We start from the raw sequence: 14486 nt of genomic DNA on the forward strand, positions 1-14486 counted from the left end.
TCCCGCAACGCTGTTACGCACCAATCTGGTACACGAACAAGACCCTCGGGTACACGGTAAACCATTCGGGTGGCTGGGGAATTCGTGCAACGCAGGAACCGTTGTCGCCCAGCCACTGCAACGCGGCGCGGTACGCGCCGATGGGCGCCGGCCGAAAAGGGTAGCGGTGCCAACGCGCGAACGACCGCACATGGACGTCAAGGATTAGTTTGCCGAGGAGCCCGTCTGGCATGTCTTCAAACACGATGATGCTGCGGCGTGCGACTCGGTGACATTCTTTGATCAGCGCCAGCGGGTCATGACTGTGATGCAGCACTTCACTGAGCACGACGTGGTCGAACGCTTTGTCCGGCTGCGAAATTGATGTGCCGTCGAAGTGCTCGAACGCGATCTTGACCTGCCGAGAGTCCTTGACATCCACACCGCTCGACTCAACGCCATACATGTCCTGCAAATATGCCGACAGGTGTCCGGTCCCACACCCGACGTCGAGCAGGCTATCGCCACGAGCGAGATAGTCCGCTAATCCTTCGGCTTGATCGCGTAGTCGCACGACCGGGCGCAGCACGTGCCGCGTTTCGGAGACGCGTTGGGCGATCTTCCGAGTAAACCGTTGTGCGGCAGTCATTTACCTTCCATTCGAACACGCGTGCACGGACCCACCATGCCGGACCTGCTCCAGCCCGGAAATCAACAGTGACAACCCGAAGTCGAATTCGGCGATGTGGTCGATGACTGCCAGCTGTGGCGCCGCGGCCGCCACACACGGCATGCCGGCAGATTCTAGCTCGTCTCGGCGATGGGCAAGGTGGCCGAGATTGTGACCGCTGAACGTCGGCCATGCCGACACCTCGCGCAACACAGCCCCGCCCAGGAAAGCGAACACAGTCCGCAATGCGTGCACCGCCTGTTCGGCGTCGAGGCCGCCCTCGATCAGGATCGCCAACGCGGCTTCGGCAGGAGCCAGACCGCCTGCGAACGAGCTGAGCTCACGCGTCAACAACAGGCTGACCGAATTCGGCCGCCGTAGCGCCGCCGCGCGGAAGGCGTTGGCCAGCGCGGTCAGGTCGGTGCGCAGGTCGCCGATGCGTTGTGGGATCTCGATCGACAACACGAGCCGCTCGGCGATACCGTCGAGCAGCGCGCCTTTGTTGGCAACGTGGTTGTACAAGCTCATCGAATCGACGCCGAGTTCCGCGGCAAGCTTTCGCATCGTCAGGCCGTCGACGCCGACCTGCTCGATAAGTCGCACCGCCACATCCAGCACGCGCTTGCGCGACAGCAGCGGGTCGGTGCTGCGGGGACGACCGCGCCGGTTCGGTCGTGCGCTGCCCATGCTCCGGCCTTCCTCGGTTCTTGCAATAACCTACATCGTAGGTTTAGTGTCAAGCCAACGACCATCCCGAGGACCCATCGTGACCACTCCCACGTTTCCCTCCCCTCCCTCCCCCAACGTGCTGGCCGCCCGGCAGAAACTCGTTCTTGACCACTTCCACGACGAGGTCCGCCAGGACTGGGACGACGTGTTGTCGACCTTCCCGCACCCGCGCTACGAGCTCATCCCGCAGATGGCCGTGCACGACGGTGAGCGATCCGTGCGTGGCTACTACCACTACACCCGGACCGCCTTTCCCGACCAGGACCACGAGATCATCGCAGTGCGCCACAGCGCCGACGCGGTGATCGTCGAGTTCTGGCTGATGGGTACGCACCGGGGCTACCTCGGCACGGTTCCGCCCACCGGCAGCCGGTTTCGCGTTCGGATGACCGCCTACTTCGTCTTCGACGAGACGGAAACCCTGGTCTGCGAACGGGTTTACTTCGACCGCTTGACCATGATCAAGCAACTGCTGGGTGGCCTGCAGCTGAGGAAGCCGGCTAACTGGCTGCTCGCCGCGCGTTGCCTACGTGGCTTGTTGACGATGGGGTCTGAGGAGCCCGACCCAGCGCTGACCAACACCGTGCCACCGGAGCTGGCGTGAATGCGCTTCGGATGGGTGTTCGGATGCTTAGACTCCTCGCTGACTCTCTCGCTGACTCCCTCGGGAGCCGACGACAAGGAGGCTGCATGCGGGTCCACCACCTGGTGTTATGCAGCCTGCCGGTACTCGCGGCGCTGGCTGGCTGTGGCACCGACGGCGTCGCCGCCGATGCCACCACGGCCACGGTAACGACGGGGACGGCCGCGACGGGAGCGAACGCGACCGTTGCACCGCTGCCTCCGACGTCAGGCCCGCGGACGCGAAAGTGGATTGACCTCCAAGTCGGCGAATGCGTTAGCGACCTTCCCCCGGCCGACCTGAGCCGTATCGACGTCACCGTGGTCGATTGCGGGACACCACATTTGGCCGAGGTGTATCGGCTGGCACCGGTCGCGGTCGATTCCGCCATCGCCACCGTGGCCAATCAACAATGCGTCGCCGGTGTTGCCCCGTACACCGGACAACCGGCCGACGGTAGCCCCTATTCGGTGACCTGGCTTATCGATTCACGCCAAGACAGAACTGGGGCCGATCCCACCCCCAGCACCGTTATCTGCCTGCTGCAAGCGGCCAACGGCCAACTGCTGACGGGATCCGCCCGTCGCTGACGTCGGCATGGCAGCCGTCGGCGGACACACATGTAGCGTCCCGCGGTCGGGTCGCATTCGAGTCGCGCTGCCGATTTTTCCCATGGCACCACGCTTTTCGACGGCTCAGCGGTGACTCGTGTGCAAGGCGGGGCTGGGGTGACGCGTGACGCGAGGCTCGCGTGCGGTGCCTGCCAGCAGCCTCGCTACACCCCTCGATTATGCATTCAAGCCGTGCAATTATGGACATCTCACATCTTCCGATGGTCAGGAAGTGGCCGGCCAGGGGGCTCACAATGTCGTATCTCATCACCGCGCCGGATCTGTTAGCGACAGCTGCCGAAGATGTCGCGGGGATCGGCTCCTCGATCAGGGCGGCGAACCTGGCAGCGTTGGCTCCGACCAGCACGCTGATGGCTGCAGCCGGTGACGAAGTCTCGGCGGCGATTGCATCGCTGTTTTCCGGCCAGGCCCAGGAATACCAGACGCTCAGCGCGCAAGTGGCGGGGTTTCATGCGCAGTTCGTCCACGCGTTGAGTCGCGCTGGAGGGGCGTATGCGGTCGCGGAGGCGGCCAATGCCAGCGTGCTGCCGGCTGTCGCCGAGGACGTTCTGGCGGTGATCAATGCGCCGGCGAGGCTGCTGTTGGGGCGTCCGTTGATCGGTGACGGGGCCAACGGCTTGCCCGGCACCGGGCAAGCCGGGGAGGCCGGCGGGATCTTGTGGGGCAACGGCGGCATGGGTGGCTCGGGTGCGCCGGGTCAGGTGGGCGGACCCGGCGGGGCTGCCGGGTTGATCGGCAACGGCGGTATCGGCGGCGCCGGCGGTATCGGCGGCGGAACCGGTGGCATCGGTGGCACCGGCGGGTGGTTGTGGGGCAATGGCGGAGCCGGCGGTGCCGGCGGCGCCGGCGCTGGCGGTATTGACCCCGGGACCGGTGGGCTCGGCGGCAGGGCGCTGTCGGTGTTCGGCACCGCGGGCGCCACTGGCCCCGTCGGGCAGGACAACGCGGTGCTTGTGACCTCTCAGCAACAGGCGCTGGCGCTGCTCGCAGCCGCCCCGGATGCGAATTTCCTGTTGATCGGCACCGATGGCACGAATCTGAGCAAGATCCTGGCCGACCCGCTGGGCACCCCGAACTTCCACGCGCTGATGGAGCAAAGCATCACCTCCGCGTCGACGATCATCGGGCACACCACCGTCTCCAACCCGTCGTGGACGGCTATGCAGACCGGTGTGTGGAGCGAGACGGCGGGTGTGACCAACAACGTCTTCACGCCCTGGACGTATGACACCTGGCCGACCGTCTACAACTACCTCGAGATGACCCATGGCGACAACGTCAACACCACGGTCATCGGCAACTGGGAGGTCATCACCGACATCGCCGGCGCCGGTTCGCACCCCGCCGACAACATCAGATACGTCGCGCAGCTCCCGGGCGACACGGACTGGATCGCGACACAGAACCGGGTCGGCACCCTGTCCCAGGACGCGATTCTGGCCGCCGATCCCAGCAAGGGCAATCTGATCTTCTCGTACTTCGTCGGTGTCGACGAAAACGGCCATATGTACGGCGGCGATTCGCCGCAGTACGCACGGGCCATTCGCAACATGGACTTCAATCTCGGTTCCCAAACCGAGAACGGTGGCGGCCTGCTGGGAGCGGTATACGACTGGGAGCTGGCCAACCCCGGCGAGGAGTTTTCCACGCTCGTGGTCACCGACCATGGTCACACCGCGGGCGACCCGTTTGGCTTCGGTCACGGATTCCAATCACCGCGGGAGACCGCGACATTCCTCATCTTCGATCAGGCCGGTGCCGATGCGACCGACGGGTTCATCAACAATTCATGGCAGATCGTCAGTACGACGCCAACCATTTTGGAGCAATTCGACATTGCGACGCTGCCGTATATGCAGGGTGCGCCCCTGACGGACCCCAGCTTCGCCGGCACGTTGATTGATCCCAGCACCGCGACGGGCACGAACCTGTTCAGTGTGCTCAGCGCCTCGTTCGCCGCACAGGGTTACCCCGATATTGCGACCCAACTGATTCTGGGGTCACGCACGATCGCGGCCTCGATTCCCTTCGCGGTATTCGAGCCGATAAGCGATATCGTCGCTGCGACGCCCGTCTTCTTACAAGAACCGGTCTCCTGGATCGGCGCCGGCATCTACCAGTCGCTGAATATCCCGGCACAGATCTGGGTCCGGCTCACCGGCGTGACCGGCAACCAAATCATCCCGCCGGTGTTGAACCCATTCCTCACCTAGGAATCGGCTGACTTAGCCGTCCATTGTTGGTCGTGTCTGGCTGCTGTTCGCCCTGTCGCGGGTGACGACGTTGTGGTGCAAGGGGTTACGCAGCTCGACCGGGCGTTGGCGAATGTGGGCCGTACTTCCGGCCCCGCCATGCTTGCTTGCTCTGTGCCCTCCTAGACTCGATCGACGTCAAGACACCGTCCCCGATACGCCTGCGAGGTTGCCGCGTGGCCGATGAACCATCCGCCGCAGAATCTGCTGCTGACAGCGCAGCCGAAATCGAACCCGACTACCGGTTCACTTTGGCCAACGAACGGACCTTCCTGGCCTGGCAGCGAACCTCGCTGGGGCTGCTCGCCGCTGCGGTCGCCCTCGTGCAACTCGTCCCGGAGCTGCCGATCCCGGGCGCGCGCCGGCTGCTCGGTGTGGCACTTGGCGCGCTGGCAATCCTCACCAGCGGGATGGGGCTGCTGCGGTGGCACCAGACAGATCGCGCCATGCGCCGCGATCAGCCGCTTCCGCGACACCCCACACCGGCATACCTCGCCGTGGGTCTGGCCGTGGTCGGCTTCATTGCGCTCGGCCTGGTGATCGCCAAGGCGGTCACCGGTTGAGCGACTCCACAGGACCGGGCAACGCATCACCAGACCGGGGGCTACAAGCGGAACGGACCACGCTGGCCTGGACCCGGACATCGTTTGCATTGCTCGTCAACGGCGTGTTGCTGACGATCAAAGATATGCATAGCGCAACGTGGTCGTTGCGCCTGATCCCGGCCGGCCTCGCTGCCGCCGCGGCATCCTGCAGCTACCTGATCGCGCTCCACCGCCAGCGAACATTGAGCCAACGCCCGATACCGACCCGCATCACCCCCCGTCGCCAGGTAAATATCGTGGGGATTGCGGTGCTGGTGCTCGGGATCGTCACGGCGTTCGCCCAGCTGCTCTAGACGAGCTGTCAACCAGGCCGGTGCATCGAGCCAACTCGGCCAGAACCCCACTGCGCCAGAACCCTACTGCCGAAGTCTCTCGGTCAAGGTTCGAACTTCGGTCCGCAGCTCATCGATCTGCGCCGCCGTGGCGGCGCGATTCTCGGAATCGGTCTCGGCGACCCGTTGCACTATCCACGAAGCCAGTGAGGCGGTGACAACGCCGATGAGACTGATCCCGCCGATCATCAACAACACGGCGATGATCCGGCCGATAACGGTGACCGGATACAGGTCTCCGTAACCGACAGTGGTCACCGTGGTGATGGCCCACCATACGGCGTTTCCGAAGGAGGTGATGGTCGCGCCCGGGCGGCCTCGCTCCTGGTCGAGGATGGCTAGCGACGTGACGTAGATCAGCAGCGAAACACCTGACAGCGTGTACACGAGGATTCGGCCGCGAACGGCGTTGCCGACGGCCTTCTGTAGCGCCCCGACCAGGACCACCAACCGCAACAGCCGCAGCGGTCTCATCATCGGCAGAGCAACGATGAGCAAGTCCAATAGGTGGCGAAAGAACCATTGCCGGCGGTCGGATGCCAGTGTCAAGCGCACGATGTAGTCGACACCGAAAAGGCTCCAGGCGATCCAGCTCGCCATCCACAACAGGCGCGCCTGCTCATCGTTGGGTTGCGAGAGCACCTGTACCGAGTACATCGATAGAAAGAGGATCGCGACCACGGCTAGCGGCCACTCGGTGCGCTGCTCCCAGAGCTCTTCCCAATTTTTCTCGCTCATGCGACTGGGCCCCTCCGACTCGATCATGGCGCTGTCCGCCCCGCTGTCGTGCTGCCGCTACAGGGTAGCGGGGCCCTGGCACCAGCCTGCCAGCGCCGCAAGTGTGGCTCAATTGCGTTGCCGTGAAATCGCTTTCGGGCAGTCGGCTACACGGCGGCGCTCGACGGCAGCGGCGACCAGTAGGCCAGCAGCCGCAGCATTACGCTGCACCACAGGCGATGCGATGCTTCCGCCGATCAACAGCGTCTCTCGACGCCGCTACTAACCTGGGCAAATGGTCCCGAAGACCGCGGACAACCGCATAGGCAGACGACGGTGCGCAGCGGTGATTCTCGTCCTCATCCTGGCGGCTAGCATTGCTCCGGCGTCATTGGTGGTGTTGCTGCGGAGCTTCGGAAGAAACCGTGGCCAGCTGCTCAGGTGTGGCTCGTTCAGGAGCCTGTTGCAGCGCTACAACGGCATCACCCGTGCGATCTCGGGAACCCCTCGGTCCTCCTTGGGGCTGCTCACCCATGAGGGGCGCCGCAGCGGGCGCACCTACCAGACATCGCTGGGCGCAAGGCCCTTCGGCGACGGTTTCCTGTTGCCATTGACGTATGGCCAGCGCACGGACTGGTACCGGAATCTGCTGGCCAGCGGTGCGGGCACGCTGGCCTGGAAAGGAAGCACCTACCACCTGGAACGTCCCAAGGTCATTTCCGGAGCCGAGCCGATGCAAGCGTGGCCGATCGCAGCCCGACTCCTGCTCCACTTAGCTGGCGTTCACGATTTCGTGCAGCTGCACGAAGTTCGGTCATCTCCGGCGGATCCATTGAGCTCCAGCTGTGCTGATCCGCGAGCGAGCTTCCGCCCGAGGGGATGAGATCGGCAGCGTTAGATGACATTCACACTCACAATTCTTATCGCGTCTTATTGCGTTCTCGTACGGAATTCGGCTATCGCATTGGCTTCGAGAGCAAAACTAAAGAACAAGAGCGGCGCTCTTGGGTTCGGGTGTTGCTCCACACCTGGCCTCAAGTCTGAAGCCGGCGATCGGGCCGTCACGGCATTCGCCCAGCCTATGGCAGCGCCGGCAGGCATATGCGGGGATTGGGATCGGGTCACCGCGCTTCGGTGTTTCTCCCTCGATGCATATCCTTGCTCGTTTCTCGACAACACCGGATAGACCTTCGGTATGCTCAGCGTGTGGCCGCGGGACACGCGAAAGACGACGAAGAGAGGCCGGCTGCGGGCGAAGAGCAAAGTGGTCGGTCATCGGTCTTGACGCAGTTCCTCCGAGAGCATGGCGGAGTTGCGCCACTGGTCGGCCTTGTGGGAATTACGACGATCATCGTCGGACTGACAACCGCATTTGGCGCGATTCGCAGCGATCACAGTTTCTGGATCGTGGTCTTCGGGGGATTATCGATTCTTTTTCTTTGGGCATCTTGGCCATTGAGCTACCTCAAGATCGCACCGAAACTGATGTCGATAAGTTCCCTCGGAGTCGCCGTTATTTCTATTGTCGCCTTACTCACGGTGATCGCAATCGCCGCGCGCCACGGGTCAGATGACACGCCCGTAGAGACTAGTGAAGAGAACGGCGTTCTAGAATCTCCCATAGAGGGCTGGGCACAGTGGAACACGCTACGGAATCGCGGGCCATCGTTCGGAACCCGCCTGCTCACAGCTGTGGCACGACCGCAAGGTGAGATCAACGTATTCGTGGTCGGCGACGATGGCCAGGTATGGAACCCTTGGACAGACAATTTGGACGACAATCGATTTTGGCATGAGGATACACTTCCTGAGAATGACTTTCTTAGGGGAACTCGTCAAGTAACGGCCGTGACAGTAAATAAGCGTGGGCACTCCACACAGGACGTGCTATTTGTTTTCGCTATCGGCAATGATGGGCAGATTTGGTGGACCGAGCTCGAGGGCCGCGACTGGAAAAACTGGGAAGCACTTCCTGCCGAGGTGAAGTTTTCCCACGCAACGCAGGCCGTGGCCGCAGTGTCGCGGATCGACGGCGTAATCGACCTGTTTGCGATGGGTATCGACGGCCAGGTCTGGTCCATCGGTTGGGAAGAGCATACAAAATGGAAGAAGTGGTTTCAGGTCTTTCCATCGAGCACATTCAACGGAAATCAAAGTGTGAGTGTCGCTGCCCGCTCCAAGTACAACGTTGATCTTTTCGTTGTTGGCCAGAAGACTGTGTGGAGCAATTACTGGTACGAGACCGAAGATGAATGGCATCCTTGGGTGCCGCTAGCGGAGCTCGCAACCAAAGAACGAGGAAAACAACACCCGCTCTTCCCGGACAGTCAAATTATCACCGCGATATCGAAGCCACCAGATCACGACGAACAGAGCGGCGGGGAATACAGCACAAGGGTCCCGGACCACACAAGCATTGACCTGTTCGGGGTCGGCGCCGACGGTAGGGTCTGGAGCAACTGGTTTGAGGCGGGCCGCCTAGAGGACGACCCGTGGTATGGGTGGTTCGAAATCGGGCGAACAAGAGTCGCGAAGAATCAGCAGCTGGCTGCGATCCGTCGAGGCGCTTACAACATCGAGGTCTTCGGCGTTGGCGCCGACGGGAAATTGCTGATGACTTTGTGGAAGGACAAGGAGCGCAATCGCCTGGACGGACGCTGGAGCGATTGGGTGCAGCCTGACGGTGTCGGCGACGAGTCGTTTTCTGAGGTTGCCGTGGTATCCACCTCCCCAGACACCCTCAACTTGTTCGCAATCGGGCACGACGGCTACCTGCGAGAAACGTCCTGGCGGGCCAGCGACTCTGGGTGAGCCGTGCCGACGAGTGCGGAGTCCTCCCGCGCACCAAGCACCCGACCATTGCCACACCCGAACGGCAGCGGTACCCGGGCTGTGTGGCCACCGCGCTCACGTCGGTCTAGTTGGCCGGCGGTCTCTGGCTTATCGCTCACGACCGCCTGAGGCGCCACGTCGTCAACGGGCCTAGCGAACTCAGCAGGGGTTGGATTTGCGCGGTGCCGCGAACACGACGGCGGCCAATGTCGCCGCCGCGCCAAATACCTCCACCACGTGATCCATGGCACTGGTACTACTGCGGTGAAATCACCATTGGCGGCCAGTATCGCTGCGGCGCCACCCGGCGCGACAATGAACGCAACGGGCAGCTTCGGGATTTCCTCAATACGGAATAGGATCCGATATTTGCTTTCGCGGTACCGCCATAGCAATAATTTCGCACCTTTCCGAGGCAGAATTAAATAGCGTCGCGTTCAGGGCAACTTAAGTATTGACCAGCCGCTCGCGCATCCACGCGATTCCGCCCTCGATCTCAAACGGTGCGTAATGGGGGTCTCTATCGGCCAAGAACGTTATGCCGCTGATGATGGCCTGAACAATGCCGACGACCTGGGAGGCTGGGGTTTCGAACAGGTCGCCGACTTGCGCCGCCAGAGCGTGCGGGTGCGAGAAGAAGTCGCGGCGTGCTACCGCCTGATACACCGAGGCTTTGATCTGGCTGGACCTGTCATCTTTGCTTTCGGCGAAGATGTCACCGGTGCGCCACACGTCGACCCAGTTGGGGGGCGTGGCGGGGAATCCGGGCAGGCCGAACCGCCGCGCTGGGTCGAGGCCGTGGGTATCTTCGGCGCCTATCACCCATGGCCGCGCCCAGTCCGCGACACTGCCCGTTTCGCGGCACGGAAGTGCGTATGTGAGGACACCGACGAGATCGGCTAGGCGCCAGTGCAGCGGTTTGCCGGGGAGCAAGTAGTCGACGTAGAAGTCGAAACCGACGATGGCGCCCTGCGAATAGAATCCCAGCGCCCAGGGTGTACCAGCTGGGAACGGCACGCCGTTGTCCATGGCGTAGGACCCGACGAGGCGGGCCAGCTCGCGCACCCCGTCGTCGTTGTCGAAGGGCAGAGCTCCGTTGTTGTAGCCGATGGGTTGATGGCGGCACAGGCCGTCGGCCTCCAGCCGCGTGGCAGTGTCGGCGACCGGCCCCCGAAACATGTCCGACAAGTGGCCTTCGACGGTGAACATGATCGGGAGGTTTGGCGCCGGCGGTGGGTAGCTGCCCAGCCGTGAGCGAACCTTGAGGTAGGTGACAGCGAAGCCCTGCGCGTCGCGGATCACCGGAAGACTTACGCGGTAGCAGAACTCTTCGACAATTGTCGCCGTGGCCTCGGTGTAGGCCGGCCCGGCGATGAAGCCCGTGTCGCGCACCCATTGGAACTTGTCGTGAAGCTTCTGGCTCAGCAGCTCGATCGCGCGCCAATTGGGCGCGTTGCGAGGCGTGTCTGGGTTGTCGACGTCGCCGACACCGAGACCGATCCAATTCCCGGCCGCGTCCCTAGCCACGGGCCGCGGCTTTCTCGGCCGAGGCTTTCTTGGCTCGGACTTTCCTAGCTCGTGCCTTCTTGGCTGGGGCTTTCTCAGCTGGGGCTTTCCTAGCTGAGGCTTTCGTAGCTGAGGCATTAGTGCCCGGAGTCTTCCTGGCTGCGAGTACCGCCGCGGGCGTTTGCGGCCTACCGCCAAGGGTGAACCCTGGCTTGCCCGCATCGCTGCTGCCGATCGTCGCGTCACGGATCTCTGCTAGTGACTCGACGATTGTTTGCCAGCCCAGCATTTCCCAGCGGCCAGACATCTGCAGGAACATCTGTTGGGTGAAATCGGGAGGGATGCCGGTAGGGCTCGGCTCGGGCACCTCGACGCGCGGCTGATCGGCGGGCTTCGGGTCGAATTCGCCGCGCAGATCCTTGGCGACCTGAAGACGGAACCAGTCCATACTCAGGTTGCCGGGATCCCATTTCACGTTGGGAGCCCGGGTCGCGTATTCCTTGTGGCCGATGACGCGGTCGGATCCATAGCCAAGCCTTCTGACCACCGCGGTGGCGGCGTCGCGCATGGTGTGGATTTGGGCGTCAGGCCAGGGTTGGCCGCGGTTGTAACTGCCGTCCGGGTTCACCGTCGGCCAGGCGCATTCGAAGCCGATCAGGCGAATGTTGCCGGTGTTGGTGCCCACGCCCGGGTAATAGCCTTGACCGGCGTGGTTGCATGGACCAACCGCGACTAGATGGCACCTGCCGTCGGGTTTGATGAGGCATTGCGCCAGGGGCCCGGCCAGGAAGCCGCCTGGCTGCTCGACACCGTCACGGATCGCCGCGACCGTCTCTCGGTCGTTGCCGGTGTGGTGGATCATCACGCCCCAAATGTCGTCCATCTGGCGATTCGGGCCGGCGCCGTTGCCGCGTCCTTGCCATCCGGCTTCGACGACCAGCCGGTCGCCGAGCGCTTCGCGCAAGACGTCTGCCAGCCACACGGGGTCGCCTTGCCAACCCGCGAGAGGCTCCGGACTCTCATCCGGCCGAGCGCTCGTTGTGCCCAGGATGCGGTTGTAGAGCGCTTGCGCCGCGCTCATGCGGGGGTCATAGCGGTCGGGGAAGGCCGACCGTTGAACCTGCTGTGCATACCAGCCCGGCGAGTTGGCATCGCTGTTGTAGTCCAGTCGCGCGAGGCGTTGGAAGAACAACCGCGCGGATTTGTGGGGATCCATACAGGTGGCGGCGTCGCCCCACCACCACGCGCCGTTGCCCCACACCACCTGTTGCTGGAATAGACCCACCGAGCGGCCGTCCGAGCCGACACGTTCGTGCGGAAGATTCAGCGACTCGGGCACTTTGTGGTTCGCGTACATGATCCAGTCGGACTCGACGTAGACCGTGGCGAATGCGATCACGATCCCGCGGGGTGTGATGCCGAGCTCGCGGCCCGCGTGCAGGATGGCGCGGGCATAGTCGTCTTTCATCGGTGCCCTTTCTCGTAGTAGCGATGTCGCATATCAACATTTTCGAGAACGTTAATAATGGTGGCTGTGGCGAGCGTGCACCAGCATTTCCGGGAACGTCAATAACGGCGGCTGTGCCGAGCGCGAAGCTCCGGTAGAAAAATCGCATCGCGGGCCAATGCTCATCGCCGCGCAATCATACAAATTCGGCGCACCCAGTCGCGCAACGCCGAAAACAGGATTAGCATATGGTAGCTGCCGAGTCAGCGGCACCATATTATGAATTTTACGGCCAGTAGAGGTCGATTTGAAGTGCCAAATGAAGAATTATTACTGGCATTTCCGTACCGTGCTAAAAGCCGGCCGCGCTGGCAAACGGGTGCACCCGGGCACGACCAGCCGTTGCGCTCTGTCAACAGTGAACCCGCCGCTCCCGGGTCGGGCACAGACATGACGGCCCCGGTGTGGATGGCGTCGCCGCCCGAGGTGCACTCGGCGATGCTGAGCAGCGGCCCCGGCCCGGCCCGTTGCTGGCTGCCGCGGCCGCGTGGTCGTCGCCGAGCGTCGAATACACCGACGTGGCCGACGAACTGACCGCGCTCCCGAGCAGTCTAGCGACCCGGCCCCGCCGGTCGCGCGGACTCTCCGGGAGTTCGCGGCGGGCTATGCCAATCCGTTGAGCCCGTTCTCGCCGACCAGGATTCCGCCGGTGCCGCCTGCGCCGGGCGTGCCCCCGGGCGTGCCGCCGTTACCGCCGTTGCCGCCGTTCCCGATGAGCACGCCGTTGCCGCCGGCGCCACCGTCCCCGGCGACACCGGCGTTGCGGTCCCCGCCGGCGCCGCCGTTGCCGCCGCTGCCGATCACCCCAGCCGCGCCGCCATCGCCGCCGGTCCCGCCGGTGCCCGTCCCGAATTCGGCCCCGCCGGCCCCGCCGGCCCCGCCGGAGCCGAAGAGGAATCCTGAGGCACCGCCGTCACCGCCGTCCCCACCGGTTGCGCCCCCTATTCCGATCCCGCCGGCGCCGCCCTGACCCCCATCTCCGAACAGCAGGCCCCCGCTCCCGCCGTTGCCGCCGGCACCGGCGGGATTACCCAGGGCGCCGCTTTGGCCGCCGCTGCCGCCAGCGCCGCCGGAGGCGCCGGCGGCCAGCAAGCCTGCAGCACCGCCGGCCCCGCCGTTGCCACCGGCATCACCGGCCCCGCCGGCTCCACCCGTGCCGCCGGCGCCGAACAACCCGCCACTGCCGCCGGACCCGCCGTTCCCGCCGTCGCTGCCGAAGGCCCCGCCGCGCCCGCCGCTGCCGCCATCGCCGAACAGCGCGCCGCTGCCGCCGGCTCCGCCAGCCCCGCCATCCGAGCCGGCCCCGCCGGTCCCCGCGGCGCCGACGAAGAAACCAGCATTGCCGCCCACGCCGCCGTTGCCGCCGCTACCACCGGATCCCCCGGTACCGCCGCTGCCGAACAGGAGCCCGCCGGCCCCGCCGCTGCCACCTGCGCCCCCGCCAGCGCCACCGGCGCCGCCGTTACCGAAGAGGACCCCGCCGGCACCGCCGGCCCCACCGGTGGTGGCACCACTCGCGCCGTTTCCGCCGTTGCCAAAGAACCATCCACCGGCCCCGCCGTCGACCCCGGACCCCGGAGTTCCGTTGGCGCCATTGCCGATCAACGGGCGCCCGGTCAGTGCCTCGGTGGGTCCGTTGATCGCGGCTAGCGCCTGCTGCTGCAGGGCGTGAATTGGGTTGGTGCTGGCCGGTGCGTTGGAACCGTCTGCGCCCAACAAGAGCCCCCCGACGCCGCCGGTCCCGGTCGCTCCCAACGTCGCGCCAGTCCCGCCGCTACCGCCGTTGCCGCCGTTACCGGTCAGCACGCCGTTGCCGCCGGGCCCGCCGTTACCGCCGGCCGCTACGCCGCTGCCGCCGCTGCCCCCGTTACCGCCGTTGCCGATCAATCCGGGTGCGCCGCCGGCCCCGCCAGCCCCGCCAGTGCTCCCACCGTTGATGCTGCCGCCGCCGGCACCGCCGGAGCCGCCGGAACCGAATAGCTGGCCGGCGTTACCGCCGGCTCCCCCTTGGCCGCCGCCCGCGGCACCGCTGCCGCCGACGCCGCCGGACCCGCCATCGCCGAAGAGTAAGCCCCCACTGCCACCGGACCCGCCGTTCGCGCC

At 64.7% G+C, this 14486-nt stretch carries 13 protein-coding genes and 1 pseudogene; 8 read left to right on the forward strand and 6 right to left on the reverse strand.

Translation table 11 applies throughout. The features are described 5' to 3' along the window. Positions 1-13 precede the first annotated feature (13 nt). Together F6B93_RS14050 and F6B93_RS14055 are read right to left on the reverse strand one after the other, a co-directional pair. Entirely contained in the window at positions 14-628 is a 615-nt protein-coding gene (locus F6B93_RS14050) for a class I SAM-dependent methyltransferase (RefSeq protein ID WP_211695637.1), read from the reverse strand. After that, on the reverse strand, positions 629-1336 hold the full coding sequence (locus F6B93_RS14055) for a TetR/AcrR family transcriptional regulator C-terminal domain-containing protein (protein ID WP_211695638.1): 708 nt from the start codon (positions 1334-1336) through the stop codon (positions 629-631). It lies immediately after the preceding gene. Between the two features lie 79 nt (positions 1337-1415). Here F6B93_RS14055 and F6B93_RS14060 point away from each other — a divergent pair, with 79 nt between their 5' ends. The 5 genes from F6B93_RS14060 to F6B93_RS14080 all read left to right on the forward strand — a co-directional run bounded on the left by F6B93_RS14060 (position 1416) and on the right by F6B93_RS14080 (position 5782). Continuing rightward, a complete protein-coding gene (locus F6B93_RS14060; RefSeq protein ID WP_246540764.1) occupies positions 1416-1982 on the forward strand; it encodes an ester cyclase in 567 nt (188 codons plus the stop codon). A gap of 86 nt (positions 1983-2068) precedes the next feature. Continuing rightward, entirely contained in the window at positions 2069-2590 is a 522-nt protein-coding gene (locus tag F6B93_RS14065) for a hypothetical protein (RefSeq protein ID WP_211695640.1), read from the forward strand. Positions 2591-2865: 275 nt separating this feature from the next. Next, positions 2866-4845 (forward strand): PE domain-containing protein, encoded by a 1980-nt coding sequence (locus F6B93_RS14070; protein ID WP_211695641.1) that lies wholly within the window; start codon positions 2866-2868, stop codon positions 4843-4845. 215 nt (positions 4846-5060) lie between these two features. Beyond that, positions 5061-5447: a YidH family protein gene (locus F6B93_RS14075; protein WP_211695642.1), complete on the forward strand. Its 387-nt coding sequence runs from the start codon at positions 5061-5063 to the stop codon at positions 5445-5447. Beyond that, positions 5444-5782, forward strand: coding sequence for a DUF202 domain-containing protein (locus tag F6B93_RS14080; RefSeq protein ID WP_211695643.1), 339 nt, complete (start codon positions 5444-5446; stop codon positions 5780-5782). The genes F6B93_RS14075 and F6B93_RS14080 overlap by 4 nt, the downstream gene beginning before the upstream one ends. Positions 5783-5845: 63 nt before the next feature. On the opposite strand, the gene F6B93_RS14085 is transcribed toward F6B93_RS14080, so the two are convergent. Next, positions 5846-6559, reverse strand: a complete 714-nt coding sequence (locus tag F6B93_RS14085; protein WP_211695644.1) for a potassium channel family protein — start codon at positions 6557-6559, stop codon at positions 5846-5848. Between the two features lie 442 nt (positions 6560-7001). Between F6B93_RS14085 and F6B93_RS14090 the strand changes: the two genes are divergently transcribed. Together F6B93_RS14090 and F6B93_RS14095 are read left to right on the forward strand one after the other, a co-directional pair. Next, a complete protein-coding gene (locus F6B93_RS14090; protein ID WP_246540766.1) occupies positions 7002-7421 on the forward strand; it encodes a nitroreductase family deazaflavin-dependent oxidoreductase in 420 nt (139 codons plus the stop codon). A 323-nt stretch (positions 7422-7744) separates the two neighbouring features. Then, on the forward strand, positions 7745-9349 hold the full coding sequence (locus tag F6B93_RS14095; protein ID WP_211695646.1) for a PLL family lectin: 1605 nt from the start codon (positions 7745-7747) through the stop codon (positions 9347-9349). 468 nt (positions 9350-9817) lie between these two features. On the opposite strand, the gene F6B93_RS14100 is transcribed toward F6B93_RS14095, so the two are convergent. Further along, complete coding sequence (locus tag F6B93_RS14100) at positions 9818-10897, reverse strand: peptidoglycan-binding protein (protein WP_211695647.1); 1080 nt, start codon at positions 10895-10897, stop codon at positions 9818-9820. Beyond that, positions 10890-12344, reverse strand: a complete 1455-nt coding sequence (locus F6B93_RS14105) for an N-acetylmuramoyl-L-alanine amidase (RefSeq protein WP_211695648.1) — start codon at positions 12342-12344, stop codon at positions 10890-10892. The genes F6B93_RS14100 and F6B93_RS14105 overlap by 8 nt, the downstream gene beginning before the upstream one ends. A gap of 429 nt (positions 12345-12773) precedes the next feature. On the opposite strand from F6B93_RS14105, the pseudogene F6B93_RS22940 reads away from it, so the two are divergent. Further along, positions 12774-12925 (forward strand): annotated as a pseudogene (locus F6B93_RS22940) (PPE domain-containing protein); the annotation flags it as partial. A 61-nt stretch (positions 12926-12986) separates the two neighbouring features. Here the strand turns inward: F6B93_RS22940 and F6B93_RS23765 are convergent. Continuing rightward, a complete protein-coding gene (locus F6B93_RS23765) occupies positions 12987-14102 on the reverse strand; it encodes a PE family protein (protein WP_425518551.1) in 1116 nt (371 codons plus the stop codon). Positions 14103-14486 lie beyond the last annotated feature (384 nt).

It is taken from the genome of Mycobacterium spongiae, from assembly GCF_018278905.1.
Taxonomy (GTDB): domain Bacteria; phylum Actinomycetota; class Actinomycetes; order Mycobacteriales; family Mycobacteriaceae; genus Mycobacterium; species Mycobacterium spongiae.